The sequence below is a fragment of the uncultured Arenimonas sp. genome (genome assembly GCF_963976025.1).
Classification (GTDB): domain Bacteria; phylum Pseudomonadota; class Gammaproteobacteria; order Xanthomonadales; family Xanthomonadaceae; genus Arenimonas.
Genome location: NZ_CAXBJS010000018.1, coordinates 1 through 25,163 on the forward strand (window position 1 = coordinate 1; position 25,163 = coordinate 25,163).

General features: G+C 70.0%; 12 protein-coding genes. 4 read left to right on the forward strand and 8 right to left on the reverse strand.

The window, feature by feature from the left end:
- Together AACZ35_RS02475 and AACZ35_RS02480 are read right to left on the reverse strand one after the other, a co-directional pair.
- Nucleotides 1-1,137 (reverse strand): S49 family peptidase (locus AACZ35_RS02475; RefSeq protein WP_339825652.1); only part of this gene is annotated, 1,137 nt, incomplete at its 3' end.
- Nucleotides 1,138-1,198: 61 nt separating this feature from the next.
- Nucleotides 1,199-2,557: an MATE family efflux transporter gene (locus tag AACZ35_RS02480; protein WP_339825654.1), complete on the reverse strand. Its 1,359-nt coding sequence runs from the start codon at nt 2,555-2,557 to the stop codon at nt 1,199-1,201.
- A 69-nt stretch (nt 2,558-2,626) separates the two neighbouring features.
- Here AACZ35_RS02480 and AACZ35_RS02485 point away from each other — a divergent pair, with 69 nt between their 5' ends.
- Entirely contained in the window at nt 2,627-3,922 is a 1,296-nt protein-coding gene (locus AACZ35_RS02485) for a DUF3667 domain-containing protein (protein WP_339825656.1), read from the forward strand.
- Nucleotides 3,923-3,951: 29 nt separating this feature from the next.
- Here the strand turns inward: AACZ35_RS02485 and AACZ35_RS02490 are convergent, their stop codons facing one another.
- On the reverse strand, nt 3,952-5,436 hold the full coding sequence (locus AACZ35_RS02490) for a DUF3106 domain-containing protein (RefSeq protein ID WP_339825659.1): 1,485 nt from the start codon (nt 5,434-5,436) through the stop codon (nt 3,952-3,954).
- A gap of 450 nt (nt 5,437-5,886) precedes the next feature.
- Between AACZ35_RS02490 and AACZ35_RS02495 the strand changes: the two genes are divergently transcribed.
- On the forward strand, nt 5,887-8,073 hold the full coding sequence (locus AACZ35_RS02495; protein WP_339825661.1) for a primosomal protein N': 2,187 nt from the start codon (nt 5,887-5,889) through the stop codon (nt 8,071-8,073).
- On the opposite strand, the gene AACZ35_RS02500 is transcribed toward AACZ35_RS02495, so the two are convergent.
- Nucleotides 8,074-9,726, reverse strand: coding sequence for a histidine kinase (locus tag AACZ35_RS02500; protein WP_339825663.1), 1,653 nt, complete (start codon nt 9,724-9,726; stop codon nt 8,074-8,076).
- Between the two features lie 84 nt (nt 9,727-9,810).
- Between AACZ35_RS02500 and AACZ35_RS02505 the strand changes: the two genes are divergently transcribed.
- Nucleotides 9,811-10,431, forward strand: coding sequence for a response regulator transcription factor (locus AACZ35_RS02505; RefSeq protein ID WP_339825665.1), 621 nt, complete (start codon nt 9,811-9,813; stop codon nt 10,429-10,431).
- A 45-nt stretch (nt 10,432-10,476) separates the two neighbouring features.
- The gene (locus AACZ35_RS02510; protein ID WP_339825667.1) at nt 10,477-11,730 is read left to right on the forward strand and encodes an NAD(P)/FAD-dependent oxidoreductase; all 1,254 of its coding nucleotides are present in this window, start codon (nt 10,477-10,479) and stop codon (nt 11,728-11,730) included.
- A gap of 59 nt (nt 11,731-11,789) precedes the next feature.
- Here AACZ35_RS02510 and rpoH read toward each other — a convergent pair whose 3' ends face one another.
- The 4 genes from rpoH to AACZ35_RS02530 all read right to left on the reverse strand — a co-directional run bounded on the left by rpoH (nt 11,790) and on the right by AACZ35_RS02530 (nt 25,094).
- A complete protein-coding gene (rpoH, locus tag AACZ35_RS02515; protein ID WP_339825669.1) occupies nt 11,790-12,665 on the reverse strand; it encodes an RNA polymerase sigma factor RpoH in 876 nt (291 codons plus the stop codon).
- Between the two features lie 176 nt (nt 12,666-12,841).
- Nucleotides 12,842-16,552, reverse strand: coding sequence for a hypothetical protein (locus AACZ35_RS02520; protein ID WP_339825672.1), 3,711 nt, complete (start codon nt 16,550-16,552; stop codon nt 12,842-12,844).
- A 35-nt stretch (nt 16,553-16,587) separates the two neighbouring features.
- Entirely contained in the window at nt 16,588-20,262 is a 3,675-nt protein-coding gene (locus tag AACZ35_RS02525; protein ID WP_339825674.1) for a hypothetical protein, read from the reverse strand.
- A complete protein-coding gene (locus AACZ35_RS02530) occupies nt 20,262-25,094 on the reverse strand; it encodes an Ig-like domain-containing protein (protein WP_339825676.1) in 4,833 nt (1,610 codons plus the stop codon). Before AACZ35_RS02530 ends, AACZ35_RS02525 begins: the two co-directional genes overlap by 1 nt.
- Nucleotides 25,095-25,163 lie beyond the last annotated feature (69 nt).

Here is a 25,163-nt window from a genome sequence, read left to right on the forward strand (position 1 = left end):
GCCGCCGCCCGGGGAATCCACGCGCAGCAGCACGGCCTTCACGTTTTCGTCCTCGCGGGCCATGCGCAGCAGTTCCGACGTGGACTCGCCGCCGACGGTGCCCGGCGCCTGTTCGCCGTCGGTGATCGCGCCCTGCGCGACGACCACGGCCACCTGCGGACGACCGTCCAGCGACAGGTGCGTAAGCGCCTGCTGGCGCAGGTAGCTGCGCATGTCGACCTGCTGGAAGGTGTTTTCCTCTTCGTCCAGGGCGCCGCGTGCGACCAGCATTTCACGCATTTCCTCGCGGGTGCGCAGGCCATCGACGAGTTTTTCGTCCACGGCCAGCTTGCCCAGGTCACCGCCCGCCGCCTGCACGCGCTGCGGCAGTTCGGCGATCATCGCGTCGATGGCCGACGGCTCCAGGCCGCGCGCCGCGGCGATGTCGGCCACGTAGCGGTCCCACAGGTCGTTCATCCAGTACAGGTCGGCTTCCTTGGCCTCGGGCGACGCGGCGTCGAGTACGTAGGGTTCGGCGGCCGACTTGTATTCGCCGACCTTGAACAGGTGCACGTCCACGCCCAGCTTGTCCTGCAGGCCTTCGCGGTAATACATGCGGTAGCGGCCCAGGCCCTCGAGCAGGATGCCGCCCTGCGGGTCCATGTAAACCTCGTCGGCGTGCGCGGCCAGGTAATAACCCATCTGGTCCATGCCGGTGCCGTAGGCCACGACCTGCTTGCCGGAGGCGCGGAACTCACGCAGCGCGGCGGTGACGTCGCGCATGGCGGCGAAACCGCTGGCGCTGAAGCCGTCGGTCAGCAGCACGATGCGGTCGATGCGCTTGTCGTCCTTGGCCAGTTCGATGGCGCGCAGGATGTCGCGCAGCTGCACTTCGGCACGACCCTGGCCGGTGGCCTGGTTGAGCACGCGGTCCACCGGGTGGGCGCCGTACTGTTCAACCAGCGCGCCCGAGAGGTTCATCACCAGCGCGCTCTGCTTGGTCACCGGCTTGATGCCGGGGCCCGAGAACAGCACCACGACGAAGAACACCAGCACGAGAACGAACAGCAGGTTGAACACCAGCCGGCGGGTGAAATTCAGGGTGTTCCATATCCCGGTGAAAAAGCGCCGGATCGGGCCCGGCTTCGAATCAGACATGAGGTGGCTCCAATCAATCCAGGTGCCAGCATAACCAGCCTGCCGTGAAGGCGCATAAGCCTCAGGTCACGTGTACGGCCGGCAGGGGCCGGCGCGCCATGCGCCAGAAGCGCCAGCCCAGCAGGGTCGCGGCGACGCTCAGGCCCAGGATCAGGCCGGTCCAAAGACCCGGGGCGCCCTGCCCCTGGGAGATGCCCAGCCAGGCGCCCAGCGGCAGGCCGAAGCCCCAGTACGCCAGCACGGTGATGAACATCGGCACCCGGGTGTCCTTGAGCCCGCGCAGGGAGCCGGCCGACAGCGCCTGCAGGCCGTCGGGGTACTGGAAGACCGCGGCATAGGCCATCAGCAGGCTGGCCAGCGCGATCACCGCCGGGTCGGTCGTGAACAGCGACGCCACCCAGGTGGCGCCGACTATCAGCAGCACCGCCGAAATGGTCTGGGCGATCATGCCCAGGCTGAAGCCCGCGGCCGCCGACCAGCGCACGCCCGGCAGGTCGCCGGCGCCGACCGCGTGGCCCACGCGCACCGTGGTGGCCATGGCCACGCCCAGCGGCACCATGAAACACAGGCTGGCCATCAGGATGGCGATCTGGTGCGCGGCCATCTGGGTGGTGCCCAGGGTGCCCACCAGCAGCGCCGTGGCCACGAACAGGCTGCCTTCCATGAACACCGACACGCCCATTGGCAGGCCCAGCCGCAGCAACGCGCGGATCGGCGGCCAACTGGGCGGGTCGAAGCGCGTGAACAGCCCGAGGTCGGCGAAACGTGGCGCCCGCCACAGGTAAACGGCCATCGAGGCCGCCTGGCACCACAACACGATCGCCACCGCATAACCCAGGCCGGCGGCGCCGAGGCCGGCGCCGAACATCAGGCCCCAGCCCAGTGGCACCAGCAGCGCCAGGCCGACCAGGCCGAACACCATCGACGGCAGCGTCCAGGCCACGCCTTCGCTGAGGTTGCGCAGGCAGAAGAACAGCGCCAGCCCCGGCGCGCCCCAGCTGATCGCGCGCAGGAAGGCCACGGCCTCGGGCCGGGCTTCGGCGGTGATGCCCAGGGGCTCGAGCGCCACCGCGCCGGCGCGCACCACGAAGATAAGCGCCAGGCCCAGCACCAGCGCCAGCCAAAGTGCCTGCCGGAACACCGGCCCGATGTCGGCGCGGCGGCCGGCGCCATTGAGCTGCGACACCGTCGGCGGCACCGCCATCAGCACGCCGATGCTTACCAGGATCACCACCGACCACACCGCGCTGCCCACGCCCACCGCCGCCAGCGTCACCGGCCCGTGGCGGCCGGCCAGCACCGTGTCGACGATGTTCATCGCCATCGACGACAGCTGGCTGAGCACCAGGGGCAGGGCCAGCACGAAGCTGACCCTCATTTCCCGCAGCAGGCGGGCAAGGCGGCTTTCGGAACGACTCATGGGGTTCCGCGTGGGGTCCGTGTGGGGCGGCGGCCCGCTATATTAGCCGCAGCACTGCCGGAGTCCGCGATGAGCGCTGAAACCCAGACCCCCCAATCCGAAGCCCCCGCCACGCCCGAACGCCGCTGCGCCAACTGCGGCGTCGTCCTGCTGGGCGAACACTGCTACGCCTGCGGGCAACCCACCAAGGGCCTGGTGCGGCACTTCAGCTCGATCATCGGCGATTTCATGGACTCGGTGTTCGAGCTCGACTCGCGCATCCTGCGAACGCTCGGGCCGCTGCTGTTCAAGCCCGGCGCACTGAGCCTGGAATATTTCGAAGGCCGGCGGGTGCGTTATGTGAGCCCGGTGCGGCTGTTCGTATTCCTCAGCCTGTTCGCTTTTTTCGCGGCACAGCTGCGCTTCGACTTCGCCTTCAACGAACCACCGGTAGCCGTGACGGCGCAGCCGGGCGAAGCTGCCGATACCGCTGCGGACGACGAGGCGCAGCCGACGGATGAAACGCCGGACGAGCTGAAGCTCGACGCCGACGGCAGCGTGGAGGGGCGCCAGGTGGCGAGCATGCGCGCGGCCACCACCGTCGCCGAGGTCGAGCGCCTGCGCGATGAAGCCCTGGCCGAGCTCAGCGCCGCCCGCGCCAAAGGCACCGGCATCCCGGGCGTCGATCTCGGCGTCGAAATCGGCATGGACGTGGCCTCGGAGGCCGTGCGCAAGGAGGCCCAGCGGCGGATCGCCGAGATCGACAAGGCGGTGGCCGCCGGCGAACCGGTGCCCGTGTCGGCGTCGGCATCGGCTGATGCGAAGGACACGCTCAGCTTCAACGGCGAGCCCTGGCACCCGGTCGACAATCCCCTGGTGATCGACTGGCTGGGCCCCACCGGCAACGCCTGGGTCAACGCCCAGGTCGGCCGCGCCGAGGGCAACATCGAGCGCATCAAGAAGGACCCGAACCTGCTGCAGAGCGCCTTCCTGTCGATGGTGCCGACGACGCTGTTCATCCTGCTGCCGCTGTTCGCGGTGCTGCTCAAGATCATGTACGTGTTCAAGAAGCGCCTTTACATGGAGCACCTGATCGTCGCCCTGCACAGCCACAGCTTCCTGTGCGGCGGCCTGCTGCTGGTGGTCATCCTGGACGCGCTGTCGGCGTGGACTTCAGGCTGGGCCTGGCTGTCGCGGCCGCTGGGCTGGCTCGAGGTCGCGATGTTGTGCTGGATGCCGGTGTACCTGCTGATCATGCAGAAGCGGGTCTACCGCCAGGGCTGGATCATGACCCTGTTCAAGTACTGGGTGCTGGGCAGCTGCTACCTGGTGCTGATCGGTATTGGTGCCACCTTCGCGCTGATGGCCAGCCTGGTCTACCTGTAGACGCGGGTGGCGCGCGACCCGGGTCGCGGTCAGCGGCCCAGCCGCGCGCGCACCAGGGCCTCGCGTTGGTCCGCTGGCGCGTCCAGAAGTTCGCGGCGCAAGAGTTCGCGCTCCGTGGCCGGCAACCGGCGCGCCAGCAGCGCCAGGTCGGCCCGCGCCTGCGGCGACAGTGCCCGCAGCATCGCCAGCAGCGGCGGCCGCTGGTCCTGCGGAACGTAGGCGAACAGCGGCTGCACCGGCGAAAACCACTCGCCCAGCGCCGGCCCCAGCCACCATGGGTCACGCGCCTGCTCGGGCAGGGCTTCGAAGTCTTCGCGGGCAGCGACCTGGTCGGCGGCGGCGCTGCCGGTGAAGGCCTGGGCGGTATCCCGAATCCAGGCCTGTTCGTCGGGCGACAGGTTGGCCCAGGCCGCCAGGTGGCCACGGCGCGCCGCGCGCTCGGCGGCCGGCAGCGCGTCCCAGTCGGCCAGGCGCTGGCGCAGTAGCTCGCGCGCCGGCCCGTCCAGGGCCAGCCAGTGGCTGGCCTGGCCGATCAGCTGGCGGCGGGTGGCCGGGTCGAGCCGCGGCCAGGTCGTGGCCAGCGGAACGAGCAGGCCGCGCTGGTCCACGGGCAGGGCTTCGAAGGCGGGCTGGTCGCGTTCGGCGGGCCCGGGCGGCGGCACCGCGTCGGCGGCGGCGCTGGACTCCACTTCGGGCGGCGCACCGTCGCGGGCCGCCAGCCAGCTCAGGAAAGCCAGGTCGTGCGCCAGGGCCGCGTCTTCGGGCCGGGCCAGAGCGGCGTAGTCGGGGTGGATGACCTGGTCGGCATCGCCGGACGCCGGGACCTCCGGCTGGACCGGCGCTTCCGCGGGCAGGTCCTGCACGCCGCCGGGCAGCAGCGGGGGTGCCGGTTCCCAGTAGGTGGCCGCGAAACCGATCGCCAGCAGCACCAGCAGCGCCCAGGCCAGGCGCCGCGGCCAGGGCGACGGCGGCGGCGGCGCAGGCGGGGCCGGCTCCGCCTCGTCGCGAAGGACCCGGCCACGCTGCACGGCCAGCGCCTCCACGTGATGCGCCGGCAGCGTTTTCACCTGGCGGTGCAGGCGCTCGCGCAAATGGCCCAGGGCGGCGTAGCTGACGCCGGCCTCGCCCAGCTGCTGCAAGGCGCGCTGCAGGGCAAACCGATACGTGGGCTCGGCCACGCCCAGCACCTGGGCGGCATGGGCGAAGTCCAGGCCGCCGACCAGGCGCAGCAGCAGCGCGGCGCGGGGGCCGGCGCCCAGGTGCGAGAGTTCGGGTTCCGGTGCCTGCCCGCCGGAAAGTTCGGCCTGGGCCAACAGCAGCGACCAGAAGCCCGCCGGCCAGCCCGACAGGGGCGTCACCGCCGATACCGACCGGAACGTGCGCATGGCGCGTCCCACCGCCGCCAGGGCCTCGTCGTCGCGGCCCGACTGGACCTGGGCAAAGACGAAGGCGCGGCGTTCGATGCCGCGCAGGAAGGCCGCCAAGGCCGGGGAGGGGGTCGGGGAAGCAGGCATCGGGGGGTCGGAAATCACCCCCTATTCTAGCCAGCGAGTGCCTCGAAACATCGGTTGACATGTGGGAAATTCGCGCTCCGCCAAGCCCGGCGCGGCTTCCGGCGTGGAACGTTGTGCACAGCGGCAGGCGGCGACCGTGAATCCACGCCTTCACGCCCGCGTGGTGCCTGGTTACTGATTCATGGCAGCCGTAACGTATTGATTAAAAACGTATATGTCAGCGTGGTTAAAAAATCGCCAACCCGGCGTGAGGGCCGTTGGCACGGGGGTGCGCACCCCTGCCCGCGCTCCCTTCCACAGACTTATCCACAAGAAATGTGGATAAGGCCGTTTCGTTTTTCTGAACAGTGGCTTACCCGTGCTTTGTGATGCATTTGGCAGCATTGCGTCGCAAGTCTGCTTTGGCGCACAACCCACAGTCGGAGCACGGTCGCAAGCTAGACTTCGCGGATGCCTTTGCCCCCCGACATCCTGCGCGTCGCCCTGCCGGTGCCGCTGCCGCGCGAGTTCGACTATCTGCCGCCGGCCGGCCAGGCAGCTGGTCCCGACTGGCTGGGCTGCCGGGTGCGGGTGCCGTTCGGACGCGGCGGCGGCGAGCAGGTAGGCGTGGTGGTGGGCACCGGCCCGGCCAGCGGCGACCCGGATGCCCTCAAGGCCGCCCACGAACGCCTCGACGCCCAAGCACTGCTGCATGGCGAACTGTTTGAAAGCCTGCGCTGGGTAGCGGCCTACTACCACGCGCCCCTGGGCGAGGTGATCGCCACGGCCCTGCCGGCCGCCCTGCGCGCCGGCCAGCCCCTGCCCGACACCCGCCGCCACGGCTGGGCCGCCACGCCCGCCGGGCAGGAAGCGGCTGCCCAGCCCGGCCGCGACGGCCGCCCGCGCCGCCTGCTGCTGGACCTGTGCGAAGGCCCGCGCGATGAAGACGACCTGGACCATCGCTCGCCCGGCTGGCGCACGGCGGCGCGCGCCCTGGCTGACCGGGTCCTGGCCGAGCGGGTGGTGATGGAAGGCGCCGTGGCGCTGCGCCCGGTCGCGGCCCCGTCGCCCACACCCGGCCAGGCCGCCGCCATCAAGGCCGTGCGCGCCGGCGAGGGTTTCAGGGCGATGCTGCTCGAAGGCGTCACCGGCAGCGGCAAGACCGAGGTTTACCTGCAGGCCATCGCCGACTGCCTGGCCGCCGGGCGCCAGGCCCTGGTCCTGGTGCCCGAGATCGGGCTGACGCCACAAACCCTGTCGCGCTTCCGGGCGCGCCTGGGCGTGCCGGTGCTGGCCTTCCACTCCGGCCTGGGCGACGGCGAACGCGCGCGCGCCTGGGCCGACATGGCCAGCGGCCGGGCCCGGGTGCTGGTGGGCACCCGGTCGGCCGTGTTCTGTCCCCTGCCCGAGGCCGGCCTGCTGGTCGTGGACGAAGAGCACGACGGGTCCTACAAACAGCAGGACGGCGTGCGCTACCACGCCCGCGACCTGGCCCTGGTGCGCGGCAGCAAGCTGGGCGTGCCGGTGCTGCTGGGCAGCGCCACGCCGTCGCTCGAATCCCTGCACAACGCCCTGTCGGGGCGTTACCAGCACCTGCGCCTGGGCGAGCGCGCCAGCGGCGCGCGGCCGCCGGCGGTGCGCGTGATCGACGTGCGCAAGCGGCCGCTGCGCGACGGCCTTTCCGAAGCCCTGCTCGAGGCCGTGGGCGCCTGCCTGGCGCGCGGCGAGCAGGCGCTGGTGTTCAAGAACCGGCGTGGTTACGCGCCCGTGCTGATCTGCCACGACTGTGGCTGGAGCGCGCACTGCGCCCGCTGCGATGCGGCGATGACGGTTCACGCCGGTGGCCGCCGGCTCATCTGCCACCACTGCGGCGCCCGGGCGACGCCGCCCAACGCCTGCCCCGACTGCGCCAGCCTGGCGCTGCAGCCCCAGGGCGCCGGCACCGAGCGCCTGGAACAGGCCCTGGCCACCCGCTTCCCCGAGGCCTGCCTGGTGCGCGTGGACCGGGAAACCACCCGCCGCCGCGACGCCCTGGAAAAACACCTGGCCCGGCTTGGCGACGGGCCCGGCATCCTGGTCGGCACCCAGATCCTGGCCAAGGGCCACGACCTGCCGCGGCTGACGCTGGTGGCGGTGGTGGGCGTGGACGAAGGCCTGTTCAGCGCCGACTTCCGCGCCGGGGAAAAACTCGCGCAGCTGCTGATCCAGGTGGCCGGCCGCGCCGGCCGCGCCCAACTGGCCGGCGAAGTGGTGCTGCAAACCCACCACCCGGACCACCCGCTGCTGGGCACCCTGCTCAATGGCGGCTATCCCGCGGTGGCTGCGCTGCAGCTGGCCGAACGCGAGGCCGCGGCTTTCCCGCCCTACGCGCACCTGGCCCTACTGCGCGCCGAAGCGACCACCGAAGCCGACGTGCAGGGCTTCCTGCACGAAGCCCACGCCGCTTTCGAGGCGCGCGAAGGCGTGCACGCAAACGGACCGATGCCGGCGCCCATGGCGCGTCGCGCCGGCAAGGCGCGCGGCCAGCTGCTGGTGGACGCCAGCCAGCGAAATGCCCTGCACGCGGCCCTGCGCGACTGGCTGCCGGCGCTGCGCGCGCTCAAGTCGGCGCGGCGCGTGCGCTGGTCGCTGGACGTGGATCCAACCGACCTCTACTGACTAGCGGCCCGTGCCCGGGGCGCCGTCTTCCTGGCGCACCATCAGGTGCAGTCGCAGGCCCGGCGAAAGCTGGTGCAGGTACAGCGCACCGTTGAGCGCCAGCACGCGGTCGCGCATGCCGGTGATGCCGTTGCCCGGCAGCAGGCGGTCCAGGCGCCCCAGGCCGTCGTCGCGGATGTCCAGGAACACCCACAGCGCGCGGCGCCGGCGGCTGATGCGCAGCGTCAGCTGGCAGCGGCGCGCGTCGGCGTGGCGGACGATGTTGGTCACCGCTTCCTGGGCCATGCGGTAGATGGCCGTGGCGTGGGTGCCGTCGAGCTGGCCCAGCAGGCGGGCGTCGCCTTCCAGGCGCACGTCCATGCGCAGGCCTGCATCCTGGGCCAGGCGCCGCACGCTGCCGCGATCGACGGCGCTGAACAGACCCAGCTGCTCCAGTCCCGCCGGCCGCAGGTCGGCCAGCACCCGGCCGATGTTGCGCTGCATGGCGCGGGTGAGTTCCAGCAGCAGATCGCCCATGCCGGGCCGGCCGGCGCTGGCCAGATGCGGCGCGGCCAGCTTGAGGTGGGTTTGCAGCGCAGCCAGGTTCTGGCCGAACTCGTCGTGCAGTTCCCGGGCCAGGCGCTGGCGTTCGCTTTCCTCGAGCTGCAGGTTGCGCAGCGCGGCGTCCTGCAGTTCGTCGAGCAGGCGGTGTTCCTGCCGGCGTGCACGCACCAGGTCGGCGGCCTGGCGGCGGAAGTCGTCGACGGAAGCGCCGAACAGCAGGGTCAGCGCGCCCACCACGCCGACGTAGGCCTGGGTCACGATCGGGCTCATGCGCGGGTTGCCCAGCGCTTCTTCGAGCGCCACGGCGGCGCTGATCAGCACCATCGCCGCCACCGCGCCGCGCCAGCCCTGCCAGAGCGTGAACACCACCACCGCGGCGACCAGCAGCAGGCGGAACAGCTCGGCGAACTCCGAACCGGGGAAAACCAGGCCCAGCCAAAGGTACAGCCCGGCCACCGGCCCCATGATGAAAGCGGAGCGCAGCAGCACCGCCACCGACGGCGGCGAGTGCAGGGGCGAAGGCGCGGTGAGCCAGATCGCCAGCGGCGCCACCAGCAGGATGCCGATGAAGTCACAAAGCAGGTGGCGTAGCAGCAGGTTGCCCAGCAGCGACGCCCGGCTGGCGTCGCCGAACGGCGCCGCACCGGCCATTTCGCGCAGGTCTGGCTGCCAGGATTCAGGGCTGCCCATGGCCACCAGCACTTCGACCAGCGCCATGCCGGTGGCCGCCACCAGGGCAACCACGTGGATTCGGCCGATGCGCCCCAGGCTGACTTCGGCGCCCGGGCGCACGTCCCAGGCATGCAGCCAAAGCACGCCTGCCATCACCAGCAAGGGTTCGACCACCGCGGTCACCGGCCCGGCATGCGGATGCGAAAAAACGGCCGCGGCCAGCGCCCAGGGCCACCACTTCTTCGGGAAACACCAAAGTGTGATGAACAGCAGCCCGGTGCCGAGCTCCCAGTGGTAAAAATCCAGCGCCGCGATTCCATGCAGCAACGCCGCCAGCAACAGGGCCCCCAGGACACCGGCCAACAGGTAACGCGGGCGCCCCGAGGCCCAGGCCTGCACCTTTTCAACCGCTTCCAGCGTCGCGCTCCGGTTCCGCATTCGCCGCTAGCTTAACGGCGCGGAAACGGCGCCGCTGGGAATTTTTCTCGCCGTTGCAGCCGACGGCTTTGCCAGACTGTACAAATGCCACGCATCCTGCTCATCGACGACCACGCCATGGTGCGCGAGGGCTTCCGCCGCCTGCTGGAGGAAGCCGACGGCTTCGAAGTGGTGGCCGAAGCCGGCACGCCGGGCGAGGCGCTGGCTGCGGCGCGCGAACACGAACCCGAGCTGGCGCTGGTGGACCTCAGCCTGGGCTGCGAAACCAGCGGGCTGGTGCTGCTGCTGCAGCTGCACGAGGCGCATCCGCAAATGCGCTGCGTGGTCCTGAGCATGCACGACGACCCGGGACTGGTGGTGCGCGCGCTTGAACGCGGCGCCTCGGGCTATTTCAGCAAGGCGGTCGCGGCCGAGGAGCTGATCGAAGGCCTGCGCCGCGTGATGAAGGGTGATCGCGTGCTCAGCACCGACCTGGCCGCGCCCCGCGCAGACGGCGAGGCGTCCGCGCTGACCCAGCGCGAGCGTGAGACCCTGCGTGGCCTGCTGTCGGGCCTGCCGCCGAAGGTCGTCGCAGCGGCGCTGGGCATCAGCGACAAGACGCTCTACCGCCATCGCGCCAACCTGATGGAAAAACTCGGCGCCCGGCACCCGGGCGAACTGGCGCGCATCGCCCGCGAACGCGGTCTGCTGGTGGACACGGACTGAAACCCGGTCCGCGGCGCTCGACGCCAGCGGGCTTTCGCGGTCACCATGGGCCATGGACGCCAGGGCCGAACCGCCGGACGACACCGGAAACCTTCCGCACGTTCGCGTGCGCTGGCCACGGCGCCGGTGCGCATCACGCTGGTTGACCGCACCAACCACCATCTCTTCCAGCCCCTGCTCTACCAGGTGGCCACGGCCGGGCTGTCGGCGCCCGACATCGCGGCGCCGCTGCGACACATCCTGCGCAAGCAGGCCAATGCCACGGTGCGCCTGGACGAGGTCCGCGCAATCGACATCGGGGCCCGCCGCGTCGACCTGGCCCAGGGCCAGCTGCACTACGACTACCTGCTGGTCGCCACCGGTTCCACCCACGCCTATTTCGGCCGCGACGACTGGGCACAATTTGCCCCGGGCCTGAAAACCCTGGACGACGCCCTGTCGATCCGCGCCCGCGTGCTGTCGGCCTTCGAGGCCGCCGAACGCGAAGACGATCCCTCGCGTCGCGCAGCCTGGCTCAACTTCGTGGTCATCGGCGGCGGCCCGACCGGCGTGGAACTGGCCGGTACCCTGGCCGAGATCGCCCGCCACACGCTGCCGCGGGAATTCCGCCGGGCCGACGTTCGCGACGCCCGCATCCACCTGGTGGAAGCCGGCCCGCGGGTGCTGGCGGCGATGCCGGAGGACCTTTCCGAAAAAACCCGCCAGCAGCTGCAGCGCCTGGGCGTGCAGGTACATACGGGCAACGCGGTGACGGCCATCGATGCCGAAGGCATCACGCTGGCAGGCGAACGCCTGGCCAGCCGCACCGTGCTGTGGGCCGCCGGCGTGGCGGCGTCGCCGCTGGGCAAACAGCTTGGCCTGGCCACGGACCGGGCCGGGCGGGTGCCGGTGTCGGCGGATCTTTCGCTGCCCGGGCATCCGGAAGTGTTCGTCGTGGGGGACCTGGCCAGCGTCACCCAGGACGGCAAACCCGTCCCGGGCGTCGCCCCGGCGGCCAAACAGATGGGCGCCCACGCCGCCGCCGTCATTCGCGACCGCCTGCGCGGCGTCGCCGGCAAACCCTTCCGCTACCGCGACTACGGCAACCTGGCCACCATCGGCCGCATGGCCGCGGTGGTGCATTTCGGGCGCCTGAAACTATCGGGCCTGCTGGCCTGGTGGTTCTGGCTGGTCGCGCACCTGTTTTTCCTGATCGGCTTCCGCAACCGGATCATCGTGCTGACCAACTGGGCGTGGTCGTACTGGACCTACCAGCGCCACGCCCGGATCATCGTCGGCCGTTCGCCGCCGGACGACTGACGCCGGAAACGACGACGGCCCCTTGCGGGGCCGTCGGTGGTGTTGCTTGCGCCGGCGGATCAGGCCGCGAACAGCGCCCGCATCTTCTTGAGCGCGTTGGCCTCGACCTGGCGGATGCGTTCGGCGGAGACGCCGTATTCGTCGGCCAGTTCCTGCAGCGTCGCCTTGGGCTCGCCCAGGAAACGGCGCTTGAGGATGTCGCGCGAACGCTGGTCGAGGCCGGACAGGCCTTCGCGCAGCAGTTCCAGCTGGTCGTCTTCGTGCGATTCGCGTTCGTAGGCCATCGCCGGGTCTTCGCCACTGTCGCGCAGGTAGGCCACGGGCGACGGCGGGCCGTCGTCGTCGCCGTTGTCGGGCGCATCGAAGCCGATGTCGCGACCGGACAGGCGCGATTCCATTTCCAGCACTTCGCGCTTGGAGACGTTGAGGTCCTTGGCCACCGCGGTGACCTCGGCGTCGTTCATCCAGCCCAGGCGCTTCTTGGACTTGCGCAGGTTGAAGAACAGCTTGCGCTGCGCCTTGGTGGTGGCGACCTTGACGATGCGCCAGTTGCGCAGGATGAATTCGTGCATCTCGGCGCGCACCCAGTGCACGGCGAAGGACACCAGGCGCACGCCCTGGTCGGGGTCGAAACGCTTGACCGCCTTCATCAGGCCGATGTTGCCTTCCTGGATCAGGTCGCCCATGCCCAGGCCGTAGCCCTGGTAACCGCGGGCGACGTGCACCACGAAACGCAGGTGCGACATCACCAGCGCCTTGGCGGCGTCGAGGTCTTCGTCATCGCGATAGCTGCGGGCCAGGGCCTGTTCGTCTTCGACGGTGAGCACCGGCACGCGGTTGACCGCGGCAATGTAGGCGTCGAGCGAACCCAGCGCGCTGGGAATCGGCAGGTTGTTTGCGATCAGGGCCGTGGTGGTCATGCGATCCTCTTTCATGGGTCCGGAGTTTAGCACTCGGGCATTAAGAGTGCTAAAGAGGCATAAAGTTCCCTGTCCGTTCCATGAATGGAACGACGGCTCCCCTCCGCCAGATCCCTATCTGGTGCTGCCCTGGCCGGTTTCAAGCCCCCTGGAATCAATGACCTGCACCGATCCAGGGGGCGGGCCCCCGGTCAGGGGACCTGGCAGTCGAAACTGAAGGACACAGCATTGCCCGGGGGGGTCGTTCCCAGGGTGCCCAGGGTAAGGCCGCCCACCAGGCTGCCCACCGTCAGGGCCCCGCCCGGGCAGGCCGCGCCCGAACAGGTGACCGGATTGCCTGCCGGGCAATTGAGCTGGCCGCTGGGGCTGTCGTGCACGACGGCCCCCGTGATCGCCACGGCGCCGACATTGGTGACGGTGACCACGTAGGTCACGGTCTCGCCGGAGGTCACGCCCACCTGGTTGTTGGTCTTGGTGACCTGCAGGTCGCCGGTCAGCGGGATCGGGTCGACCGCGCAGCCAAACTGCGGCTGGCCGTTCATCACGCAGTTGGCCGCGGTGGCCGCCGTCGGCGCCGCCGAGTTCTGCGGGTCGCCGCCGCCGCCGACCTGGGCCCGGTTGAGCACGGGCGCGACGATGCCGGCCTGCACCTGCACCGGGAAGGAGATCGTGCGGGTGGCGCCTGCGGCCAAGGCCGTGTTCGAGGTACAGGTCACGACCTGGCCGGAATTGCTGCAGCTGGAGTTGGGCGCCGTGAAGGGGCCGACGAAGCTGATGCCGGCGGGCAGCACGTCCACCATGGTGATGGTGCCGCTGGTCGCGGCGCCACCCTCGTTGCGCACGACCAGGCTGACCGTGAAGGTTTCGCCGGGAGCGCGGTTCTGCGGATCCGGGTGTGACTTCGACAGCCGGACCTGGGCGCCGGTCTGGGCGGTGTTGAGGTCGATCGCGCAGCCCAGCGGCGAATTGTTGGACGTGCAGGTGGTGACCGCGGCGTCGTTCAGGCTGGCCGGCAGGTCGGTGTCCCCGCCTCCGCCGATGCGCGCGCGGTTGATGTACTGGTTGCCGCTGGTCGCTGCGCCGACGTTGGCCAACAGGCTGAACTGGCTGGCCGCGCCGGCCGGGATCGGTGTCGCGGACTGGCAGGAAACCACGGTGGCCGAGACCCGGGTACACGTCCATGCCGCCGCGTCGGGGCCGGACTTCACGAGCGTGGCAGGCCAGTTCATCGGCGCCGGCAGGACGTCGCGGAAGAGAATGGTGCCGGCAGAGTCGGCGGCGCCCACGTTGCGCACGATGAACTGGTAAGTGGTCGAGCCGTTGATGGACATGAAGACCTGGCCATCGTCCTTCTCGAGCCGCAGTTCGACGTTGAGCGCGGCATTGGTGTCCGAAGCGCAGCCGTTGGAGGGATCGGCGAACGTGGTCGCCGGCGGCGTCGGTGCCGGGCAGGCCTGGGCATCGGCAACGCTTGGCAGCGCAGGCTTGCCCGGATCCGCACCTCCGCCCACGCGCGCGCGGTTGGTCAGCGAGCCCGCGGCGCCGGCCGCGACCTGCACCGGCAGGCTTATGGTTGCGTTGGCGCCGGCGGCGATCGCCGTCGCGCGGGTGCAGTTCAGGCTGTTGCTGCCGGCCGTCCACGTGCATGAGAAGCCGCCGCTGGTGAAGGGCGAAGGGCCGGTGTAGGTCACGGCAGGGGGCAGGACGTCGCGCACCCCGATGGTCCCGGACGTGGCCAGGCTGCCGGTGTTTGCGACCAGCAGCTGGTAAGTGGTGGTGCCACCCAATACGACCTCGTCGGTGCCGTCGGACTTGGCCAGGGTCAGCAGCGGCGCCTGCACCGTGTCGGCGTCGGCGGCGCAGCCTGCAGGCGTGTTGTTGCCGGTGCAGGCGCTGGTGGTCGCCGGGGTCGGCGTCGGCTGGTCCTGGTCGCCGCCGCCACCGACGCGGGCCAGGTTGATGAGGCTGCTGCCGTCGGCGCTCGACACCGTGGCGCCGAAACTGAAGACGCTCGTGGCCGCCGGGGCGATGGCGGTTGCCGAGGTGCAGGTGACGACGTTGCTGCTTGCGCTGCAGGACCAGTCCGCCGCCTGCGCACCGCCCAGGACCAGCGCACCATCAGGCACGCTGATGCCCGCGGGAAGCACGTCAACGACCGTGACGGTGCCCAGGGTCGGGGCCTGGCCCTGGTTGCTCACCGTCAGGGCATACGTGGTGGGTCCGTTGACCAGCGTGCTGGTGCCATTGGACTTGGCCAGCCGCAGGTCGGGGAAACACTGGGCACCCGGCACGACGCCCGGCACGTCCGGGGACTGGAAGGTGCTGAGGCCGCCATTGAGGCCGAACGCACCGTAGCTGTCGGTGCTGCCATTGGTGGTGTGGCCGGGACGGCCGCCCGACAGGTTGGCCGACAGGGACATGGCGGCTGGCGCGAACGCGATGAAGCCGCCGCCGCCACCGCCGCCGGGTCCATGGCGAGCGGCCTCGCCGGTGTTGTTGCCGGCCCAGGCATTGCCGCCGTCGCCGCCGGAGACATTGATGGTGGCGCTGCCGCCCTCGATGGTGTGCAGCACGACCGTACCGCCGCCGCCGCCGCCGCCGGCGGCGTCGTTGAGCACGTTGTAGGCGTGGGCGCCGCGGGCGTCGATGATGCCGGTGCCGCCCACCTGGCGCGCACGCAGGATCACCATGCCGCCGCCGGCCCCGCCGCCCGAACAGCGCGCGGCGGCGCTGGTGGCGCAGCCAATGCCCGAGTTGCTGTAGGTCGCCGGATCGGCGGTGTTGTTGTTGGTGCCGCCCGAGCCGCCGCCGCCGCCCAGGAAGATGCGGTTGAAGGCCAGGACGCCGGCATAACCGGCGCCACCGCGGCCGCCGGTGTCGTTCAGAGGCGCATTCCAGGGCCGACCGCCCAGGCCGCCCGAGGCGTGGTTGCCACCGCCGCCGCCGCCGGCGTTGCGGGAGTTGCTGAAGGCGGCCGGCGAGCCCTCGGTGCCACCACCGCCGGCATTGCCCGGCGCGCCGCGGCCGCGATCGCCCTGCGGATAGCCGGTGCCGCCGGCGTCGAGCGTCAGCAGGTTCGCGCTGGTCACCGCGGCGCCGTAATTATTGGTCTTGATGGCAAGGAATCGCGGGGTGCCGGCAATGCCTTCGCCTTTGCCGCCATGCGTCGTGCTTGCGAACGTACCGGTGTCCTGGGCGCGCCAGTCGATGTCCGTGCCGGGGCCCGATCCGCCGATGCCGGCAGCGCCGCGGAAGCCGCGACCACCGACGAAAACGGCGCGGCCCGCCTGGCCTTCGACGGTTGCCGAACCCAGGGTGATGGTTCCCGCGGCATCCACGACCACCACCCCGCCGGTTTCGGTCGAGGCCCCGTCCCGGCCCCAGGGCGGGGCGGTGACGCCGTTGAGCGTGACGTTGGTGAACTGCGGGACGCGCACGATCTGGTATCGCCGCTGGCCGGCGCCCGCGGTGGCGTTGGCGTTGGTGTAGGAATAGCTCAGCGCGGGCGAGAACGTGACGTTCCCGCCCGACACCGCGTCGGCCCGGACGAATTCGTAGCGACCGGTGTTGGCGATGCCGGTGGTGCCCGCGCCACTGCCCGATCCCCCGCCATACAGGCTGCTGTTGCTGCTGTTGATCGTCCCGTCCTGCATCTGGATGAGCATCAGCACGTCGCCGACGGCCACCGTCGTGCTGGAACCCCGGGTGTCGCGGTTGCCCAGCGCGAGGCTGGTGGCGCCAGCGGCCAGCGTGCCTGTCGTGCCGGCGTAGTAGGTGTTGACGATTCCCGAGGCGGAGCTCGCCGGGTCGCTGCCCGGGTTGCCGCAGACCAGCGCCTGCGCACCAGCCACGGAAGGCAGCGCGAGGAAGGCAATCAGCAGGAGCCAGGCTGGCGGTGCCACTCGGAAAGAAAACGCAGGCATGGTGGTTCCTCGCATCAGTAGCTGCCCACCAGGTTCAGGAAGAACCCGCGGTGGTCGTAGTCGAAATCGGTCAGGTCGTCGCTGAAGTCGGTGAAGTTCCAGCCTACGCCGATCCGGAAATGCTCACCGATATCCCGGTCGATGCCGACCAGGAAACCCTGGCGGTCACCGCCTTCGGTGACGCCGAGCCAGCGGTACTCGGCCAGCGCATGCCAGCGGTCGGCGAAGCCGTAACGCAGCTGGCCGGCGGCAAAGGTCGCCGCGGCGTCGGTCCAGGTGCCGGCCAGCCGGCCCATGCGGACCTCGCCCTCGCGGCGCATCAGCTTGCCGGCAAGCTGCCAGCGCTGGTCCGGGCTGAAGATGCCCTCGAGCGAGGCAACCTGCGTGCGCTGGTCGTAGAAAGCCACCGCGTCGCCGACCTGCGGCAGGGCCGACACGTCGTAGAGCCAGGTGTATTTGCCCAGCAGCGCGTAGCGGGTGCTGTCCCAGGGCCGCCAGGCGAAGCCGACGTTGCCCTCGATGAACCGCGCCCCGGCCTGCGACTGCACGGCGTCCTCGGTCTCGGACCAGTTCAGCCGGGCCGCGATGCGCAGGCTTTCGTTGACCTTGTGCAGCAGGCGGTTGGTGGTGACCCATTGCTCGCGCTGCTCGGCGCCCTGGTCCTCGCGCCACTCCAGCTTGCTCTGCCACTGCGTCAGGTTGGACGTGCGGCCGCCGGAGACGCTGATGGCACGCCGCTCGACGAGTCCGGAGGTGGCTTCAAGATCGGCGTCCTGCAGCGTGAAGCCCAGGTTCCAGCCTTCGCCGACAAAGAAGTCCATGCCGAAGGTATGGGCCAGGCCGGTCTGGCCCGGGGCCTTGAGGTACTGGCTTTCGTTGAAGACGTTGACGTTGCTGTTCAGGCGCCAGCGCTGGCCGAGCGTCCAGCCGGCATTGGCCGATGGATTGAACAGCGGGTCGTAGGCGGACTGGTCGGTGCTGTAGGTATAGCCACCGTAGAAGCTGTGCTCCGGGCTCAGGCGGTATTCGCCGTCGACACGCAGCGCGTCGCCCCGGTCGCCGGTGGTCAGCTCGGCGCCCACCGTCGAAAGATTGCCGAACTGGTATTGGGCACCGACGGTGAGTGCGTCGTTCTCCTGGTAGGCGCCGCCGTCGTCGTCGACGGTGACCTGGGCGATGCCGTAAAGATCCAGCGACGTGCGCAGGCGATGTTTGTACTGGAACGCCGCCAGGGTTCCGGCGGCTTCGCCACCCAGGCGCTGCTCGTCCACGCGGCGCAGTTCACCGGACACGGTACGGTCCTGCGAAAGTCGCCATTCGGCGGTCAGCTGCACCTGGCCCAGGGACTCGGCGCCCCGCTCGGCCTGGCTCGCCTTCGCGTAAATGCCGACATCGGCGCCGAATTCACCGCGCACTTCCGCGCCGTACTCCCGGACGTCCTGCCCGGTGTCGAAACGCGCGACCGAGAATCCACCGTCGACCTCGCGCCACCAGGCGCCGGCGCTCCAGTCGCGCTGGGTCCAGCCCAGCTCGCGGAAGTTCGCCCTGGCCTCGACCGCCCGGGCTTCGCCCGACCGCGCCCCGAGGCCCGAATTGAGTTCGGTGAAGCTCAGGCCACCATTGTCGGAGAAGAACACCGGGGCACTGGTTGCCTCGGTTTGCGAGTGCTCGAGCCGCAGATAGGTGCCGCGGCCCGCCTTGAGCGTGAGGTCGGCCCCGCGCAGCGAATAGTCATCGCCAGCGCGGTTTTCATCCACCCAGGTCGCGCCCAGGCCAACGTGGTCACCGAACCAGTGCCGGCCGCGGAAGCCAGCAGCCACGTCGTCGGCATCGAAACCACCACCGGGCACGTACTCGTAGTCGGCGAGCAGGACCTGCAGCCAACCGTCGAGCGGCGCGTCACGGGTCAGGGTCGGCACGCGCTCGCGGGTGATCTGCGCCAGCGGGCGCGTCAGCAGGACGCGGCCCTGGAACTCGTCGATTTCGTAGTCCACGCCGCGCTGGAGAACGACACTGCCCTGGACGCGGCCGGTCGTGGTGTCGCGGATCTCCAGCGTCAGCACCTCCGAACCCGGAAGCACGTCGGTATGGCGCAGGTAGTACAGGCTGCCGCCGGTGCCGATGAATTCACTGTGCCCGGCGACGGTCTGGGCCTCGGAAGCGAAGGCGCGCACTTCGCTGCCGGGATCGCCGTAGGAGGTTGCGCGGCGACTGCGCCAATCCAGCGCCGCGCCGTAGAGCGAGCGCTGGTACTGGCCGTATTCGGTGCCAGTGAAGCCAGTGCCGAAGTTGCCCCACAGCGCCTGGTTGCGGTCCCAGTCCACGCGCACGTAGAGACGACCCTGGCTGTCGACGTCGCGGTAGGTGGTGGAGTCGTCGCCGTACACCGGGTAATAGGTGTCGGGGTCGAGACGCCGGAAGATGTCCTGCGGGTCGGCGTCCCAGAAGCCGTCGAACAGCTCCGAGACTTCGCGTTCGCTCGTGTCGGCCTGGGCCGTCACCAGATAGCGTCCCTTGATCTTGCCCTTGAGGTAGAAGGCCAGGCGGCCTTCGAGCAGGAAGCCGTCGTCGAAGCGCTCGTCGCCGGCCAGCGGCTCGATCGAACCGCTGGTATCGCCGTTGGATACCGTCAGGTCGGCGATGGCGACCGCGAACATGTAGCGGCCGGTCACGTCGACGTCGAGCGTGTGTTCGATGGTCGGGCGGTCGCGCCCGGCCAGGGACAGGTCGAACGTGTGCTGGCCGACCGGCACCAGGTATTCGGCCGCAAGCTTGCGCTCCAGGTCCACCGGATGCGGCTGGCCGTTGATCTCGAGCGTGTAACCCTCGGGGATGTTGCGGCCATGGATGCGGATGCGTGAACCATGGATGGCGATGTTCTGCTGGCGCAGGGCGTTGCCGGCGAAGGCGGTTTCCACCAGCGCCAGGTCCTGGGCCTCGTCGGCGCCCAGGCGGATGCCCCGGGCTTTTTCGCTGCTGTCCTGGCTGCGGCGCAGGCCACGCTCAGCTTCTTCCGGCCGGACCAGCTGCAGCCGCTGCGGGAAGGTTTCATCGACGCTGCCTTCGGCGTCGCGCACGCGCACGATGTACTGCAGTTCATCGCCGTCGCGCGCCACCACGCCGGCAGGAAGCGACCCGTCCCACTCCGCGTCCGCCACCGCGGCAACCTCGAGCGGGATGCGGGCCAGGGGTTCGACCAGGTCGGTGTCCTTGCCGGCGAACACGACGATCTCGGCTTCAGTGATGAAGGACGAGTAGTTGCCCTGCACGTAGAACCGGACCGGCTTGGTGATGCGTCCGCCGTCGAAGGCCACCAGGCTGGGCGCACTGGCGTTGAGTACAGGCTGGCCGAGGTTGGGATCTTCGGTGGCCCAGACCACGCCGCCGTCGGGAAGCTGGACGGTCCATTTACCCACCGCCGAAACGCGGCCGGCTTGCTCCGCTTCGATGGTCACCCGGCGATCGGACGCCAGGCCATCATCCGCTGCGGTTGCCGCGGGCTCGCGTTCGCCGCGGGTGCGCACGCGCACCAGCACTTCACCGTCGCTCGTGCAGCCCGAAGCACCACACGCGACGTCACCGATGGACGTGACGGCCGTCTCGTCGCTTGCCTGGGCGAGCAGTGGAAAGGCCGCCGTTCCCAGCAAGGCGATCAGGGTGCAGTCGAGTATCTTCATCTTCAGGCGCATCACTCGCCCCCCTCGGAGTTGAGGACGGGGGCATCCGGGTCTTGGCTTATGTCCACGCGCAGTCGCTGGCGCAGTTCGGGTGGCAGGCGGGCCGCGAGGGCATCGAACACCGCACGCGCCCGGCGCAGGCCCAGGGCGGTGTTGGCCTGGTCGGAACCCCGCCGGTCGGCGTGGCCGACGATGCCGACCACCAAGGCGCCGTCGGCCCTGGCCGCACGCTGTTCGATATCTGCGGCCACCGCGTCGAGCAAAGCGGCGTAGCGCGGTGCAACCACTGCCTGGCCGGTTTCGAAGAGCACGGTGCCCAGCACCGGCGACGTGCCGATGCTTGCCAGGCTGCTGCCCGGGTCGGCCGCGTCGGTGCGCAGGCTGACCACGACGTCGCCCAGGCCTTCGGGCATCGCGGCTTCGACGGCCTGCTGCACGGCGCGGGCACGCCTGAACGCCAGGGCTTCGTCACCGCCCTCGGCGGTGATGACCAGTTCGCCGGCATCCCGCCCCTGCAACTGTTCGACGATCCCGGTCACGACGGGTTCGTGGCCCGGACGAAGCTCGGCACTGTCGGGCGGGAACATCAGGCTCCCGAGTTCGATCTCGAGCACCTGCTCGGTACCGGCGATCCGGCCGCCGGGCAGGGTGAAGCCGAAATCAAAGCGCGTCGGGATGCCCTGGGTGACACGGCGCACCAAGGGGTTGCGGGTCGTCGCCACGCTGCCCGGCGGCAGGGTGGCGGTGTCGACCTTGAGGATGAAGTTGCGGCCGCGCTCCCACGGACCGCCCGCCACGCCGACCAGGTGGTAGCGGCCGAACGGGTCGGTCTCGACCAGCAGCCCTTCCACCGAGGCGATGCGCACGCCCGGGATACCGCGTTCCTGGATGCCCACGTTGGAAACGACATAGTCGACGCGATAGCCATCGGCTTCGCGCGAGACCCGTCGTTCAACCCGGGGCATGGCTGCAGTGTTCTGCGCCGGCTCACCTTCCAGGCGGGTATTGCCGGCCGCGTCCATGCGCAGGCTCAGGCCCTGGTCGTTGCTGAGCACGAAGTCGTCGGTGAAGCGCGGCTCGGCCAGCAACTGCGAAACCACCACCTGCCGCGCCGGGGCCGGGTCGGCTTCGGACTGCCGCCCGGCGATGTCGCCCACGTCCAGGCCGCGCAGCAGCGGCGCGCTGGCATCGGCCACCGGGTTGGACTTGCCGTCGCGGTGCAGCACGGTGGAACCGGCCACGTAGGACGCGGCATCAAAACCGCCCTGCACGCGCACGCCGGTCAGCGCGGCCAGGTCCTGGCGACCATCGCCGTCGCGGTCGTCGAAGACCGTGCCGAGCACCAGCGAGTCTTCCAGCATCGGGTCGCCGACCAGGCGCACCTGGGCGGTGGCGACGTTGGACTGGCTGCCGTCGCTGGTAAGTACCGCCGAATTCACGTGCACGCCCGGGCGGACGCCGGCACCGACGCGCAGCAGGTAGCTGATCGTCGCGGACTGGCCCGGGGCGACGTCGATGCGGTCGACCCGGATCGGGAAGGTTCCCACCAGGCGTCCGACGCCGTCGTCGTCGGCAACCACCAGCGAGTCCTGCACATAGGTGAAGCCGGCCGGCGGCGCATCCACCAGCAGGCCGTCCACCAGCGGACCGCCGCCGGTGTTCTCGACCCGCACCTGGTAGCGCACCAGGTCGCCAACCCGGACTTCGCTGGGCTGGGCCGACTTGCTCAGTCGGATAACCGTCGGGTCCGCCTGTACTTCCACGACGGCCGCGGCGTTGCCGGTGACCGTGATGGTCTGGGTGCCGGACTTGGTGGTACCCGTGGCGATGACGGCGTTTTCAAGCGGGATGCCGGCGTTGGCTTCCGCCGCGGTGATGGTGTGCGTGTAGCTGGCGCAGGTCGCCACTTCACCCGGAGCCAGGGTGGTCGGCGCGCAGTCGAGCAGCACCGGCGCACCGCCCTGGAAGCTGTCCTCCACGGTCAGGTCGCTGATGGTGAGGTTGCCGGTATTGGTGACGATGACCGAATAGGTGATGACGTCACCGGCTTCGCCGCGACCCTGCACGCCTTCGTCGGTGGTCAGTTCGGCCAGCTTCTCGATGCTGATCTGCGGGCGCTGTTCGATGTCGATCCCGACGCTGGACGTGCAGCCCGCCGCCGGGGTTTCCCCGGGCAGGCAGACCTGGGCCGAACTGGCGGTGGCCGTATTGGTCAGTGCACCGGCCTCGACATCGGCCATGGTCACGACGTAGGTGCCTTCCAGCACGCAGGTCTCGCCGACCAGCACCAGGGCGCAGGTGACGCTGTCGGGCGTCAGCATGGCGTCGTCGATACGGACCTCGGTAAGCGGCGTCTCGCCGGTATTGGTGACCGTGACGGTATAGGCCAGCGTGTCGCCGGCGCTGACCAGGCCGTCGCCGTCGGCATCCGTGGCCAGGACGGGTTCGGGCTTGGTCGTGACCATCGCCGGTACGCCGGCGGGAACGGGTGCGACCGGCGTGACGACCGTGTTCGAGGGTTCCGGGGCAGGCGTCTGCTCGCTGACGGCATTTGCGGTGTTGACCACCTCACCAGCCTGCGCCTCGTCCAGGGTGACCACGTGCGTGCCCTCGAGCACGCAGGTGTCGGCCACGGCGACAACGGCGCAGCTGATGCTGCCCGGATCAAGCAGGGCGTCGCTGACCACGACATTGGTCAGCTCGACCGTGCCGGTGTTGGTCAGGGTGATCGTGTAGGCCAGGGTATCGCCCAGGCTGACGTCGCCACTTGCGTCGGCGTCGACCAGCAGGGTCGCCGGGGACTTCACGAGCGTGGCTTCGGCCACGTCGGGCGAGGTCACGGTGATGATCTGGTTGGCGCTGGCGATGCCGCCGTTGCGGTCGGTGATGGCGTAGGGGAACGTCACGGTTCCCGTGAACCCCGGATCCGGCACGAAGCTGATGCTGCCGTCGGCCGCAACGATGACGGTACCGCCCGTCACCGGGATTTCCTGGTAGGCCCCGGGGGTAAGCGGCACGCCGTTGATCGAGAAGACGTAGAGCGTGTCGCCATCGGGGTCGCTGTCGGCGTTGAGCGGGAACAGTGCGACCGGTACGCCGGCGGGCGTGGTGTAGGTGTCGGTGACCGCCACCGGACGACGGTTGGCAACCGGCGTGGTCACGGTGTTCGACGACACCGGCGCCGGAATCTCGGCGCTGGTGGCGGTTGCCGTATTGACCACGCGGCGGGCGCGAACCTCGGCATCGGTGACCACGTGCGTGCCGGTCAGCACGCAGGTGCCGCCGAGCGGGACGCTGGCACAGCTGGTGCTGCCGGGCGTGAGCTGCGGATCGCTCACCACCACGTTGGTCAAGGGCAGGTTGCCGGTGTTGGTCAGGGTGACGGTGTAGCTGAGCGTGTCGCCGCCGGTCAAGCTGCCGCTGCCATCGGCATCCACCGCCAGGCTGGCGTCGGACTTGGACAGCGTGAAGCCCGGCACCGGGCGCACGGGCGTGGTGACGGTGTTGGAGTTCGTCGGGCCAGGAACCTCCGCGCTGGTGACGCTGGCGGTATTGACCACCTGGCCCGCGAGCGCTTCGGCATTGCTCACGACATGCGTACCCGAGAGCACGCAGGTGCCGCCGACGGCGACGCTGGCGCAGGTCGTGCTGGCCGGCGTCAGCTGGGGATCGCTGACGATGACGTTGGTCAGCGGCACATCGCCGATATTGGTGAGGGTGACGGTGTAGCCGAGCGTGTCGCCCTCGGTGATGTCGCCGCTGGCATCGGCGTCCGTCACCAGGGTAGCCACCGACTTGTCGAGCGTCAGCGCCGGCACCTGGACCACGGGCGTGGTGACCGTGTTGGAATCGGTCGGGCCCGGAACTTCCGTGCTGGTCGCGTTGGCGGTGTTGACAACCTGGCCGGCCTGAGCTTCCAGGGCGGTAACCACATGGGTGCCGGTCAGCGCGCAGGTGCCGCCGATAGCCACGTTGGCGCAGGTGATGCTGCCCGGGGTCAGCTGCGGATCGTTGACGATGACGTTGGTGAGCGGGACGTCGCCGGTATTCGTGAGGGTAACGGTGTAGCTGAGCGTGTCGCCCTCGGTGATGTCGCCCGACGCGTCCGCATCCGTCACCAGGGTCGCCGACGACTTGGCCAGGGTCAGCGCCGGGATCTGGATGACCGGCGTGGTGACGGTGTTCGAGCTGGTCGGACCGGGGACCTCGGTGCTGGTGGCGTTGGCGGTGTTGACCACCTCACCCGCCTGCGCTTCCGCAATCGTCACGACGTGCGTGCCCGACAGCACGCAGGTGCCGCCCACGGCCACGCTGGCGCAGGTCGTGCTGGCCGGGGTGAGCTGGGCGTCGTTGATCACGACGTTGGTCAGCGGGACGTCACCGGTATTGGTCAGCGTCACGGTGTAGCTGAGCGTGTCGCCCTCGGTGATGTCGCCCGAAGCATCCGCATCGGTGGTCAGCGTGGCGGCCGACTTGTCGAGCGTCAGCGCCGGCACCTGGACCACGGGCGTGGTGACCGTGTTGGAATCGGTCGGGCCCGGAACTTCCGTGCTGGTCGCGTTGGCGGTGTTGACCACCTGGCCTGCCTGAGCTTCCAGGGCGGTGACCACATGGGTACCGGTCAGCACGCAGGTGCCGCCAATCGCCACATTGGCGCAGGTGATGCTGCCCGGGGTCAGCTGCGGATCGCTGACGACCACATTGGTCAGCGGGACATCGCCAACGTTGGTCAACGTAACCGTGTAGCTGAGCGTGTCACCTTCGGTGATGTTGCCGCTGGCGTCCGCGTCGGTGGTCAGCGTCGCGGCCGACTTGGAGAGCGTCAGCGCCGGCACCTGGACCACGGGCGTCGTGACGGTATTCGAGCTGGTCGGGCCAGGAACTTCCGTGCTGGTCGCATTGGCCGTGTTGAC

What these genes read in the sequence shown, in the direction of transcription:
- rpoH (WP_339825669.1), bottom strand. Translation starts at nt 12,665, where the DNA reads ATGAAAGAGGATCGCATGACCACCACGGCCCTGATCGCAAACAACCTG.
- AACZ35_RS02490 (WP_339825659.1), bottom strand. Translation starts at nt 5,436, where the DNA reads ATGCCTGCTTCCCCGACCCCCTCCCCGGCCTTGGCGGCCTTCCTGCGC.
- AACZ35_RS02480 (WP_339825654.1), bottom strand. Translation starts at nt 2,557, where the DNA reads ATGAGTCGTTCCGAAAGCCGCCTTGCCCGCCTGCTGCGGGAAATGAGG.
- AACZ35_RS02505 (WP_339825665.1), top strand. Translation starts at nt 9,811, where the DNA reads ATGCCACGCATCCTGCTCATCGACGACCACGCCATGGTGCGCGAGGGC.
- AACZ35_RS02495 (WP_339825661.1), top strand. Translation starts at nt 5,887, where the DNA reads ATGCCTTTGCCCCCCGACATCCTGCGCGTCGCCCTGCCGGTGCCGCTG.
- AACZ35_RS02510 (WP_339825667.1), top strand. Translation starts at nt 10,477, where the DNA reads ATGGGCCATGGACGCCAGGGCCGAACCGCCGGACGACACCGGAAACCT.
- AACZ35_RS02500 (WP_339825663.1), bottom strand. Translation starts at nt 9,726, where the DNA reads ATGCGGAACCGGAGCGCGACGCTGGAAGCGGTTGAAAAGGTGCAGGCC.
- AACZ35_RS02525 (WP_339825674.1), bottom strand. Translation starts at nt 20,262, where the DNA reads ATGCGCCTGAAGATGAAGATACTCGACTGCACCCTGATCGCCTTGCTG.
- AACZ35_RS02485 (WP_339825656.1), top strand. Translation starts at nt 2,627, where the DNA reads ATGAGCGCTGAAACCCAGACCCCCCAATCCGAAGCCCCCGCCACGCCC.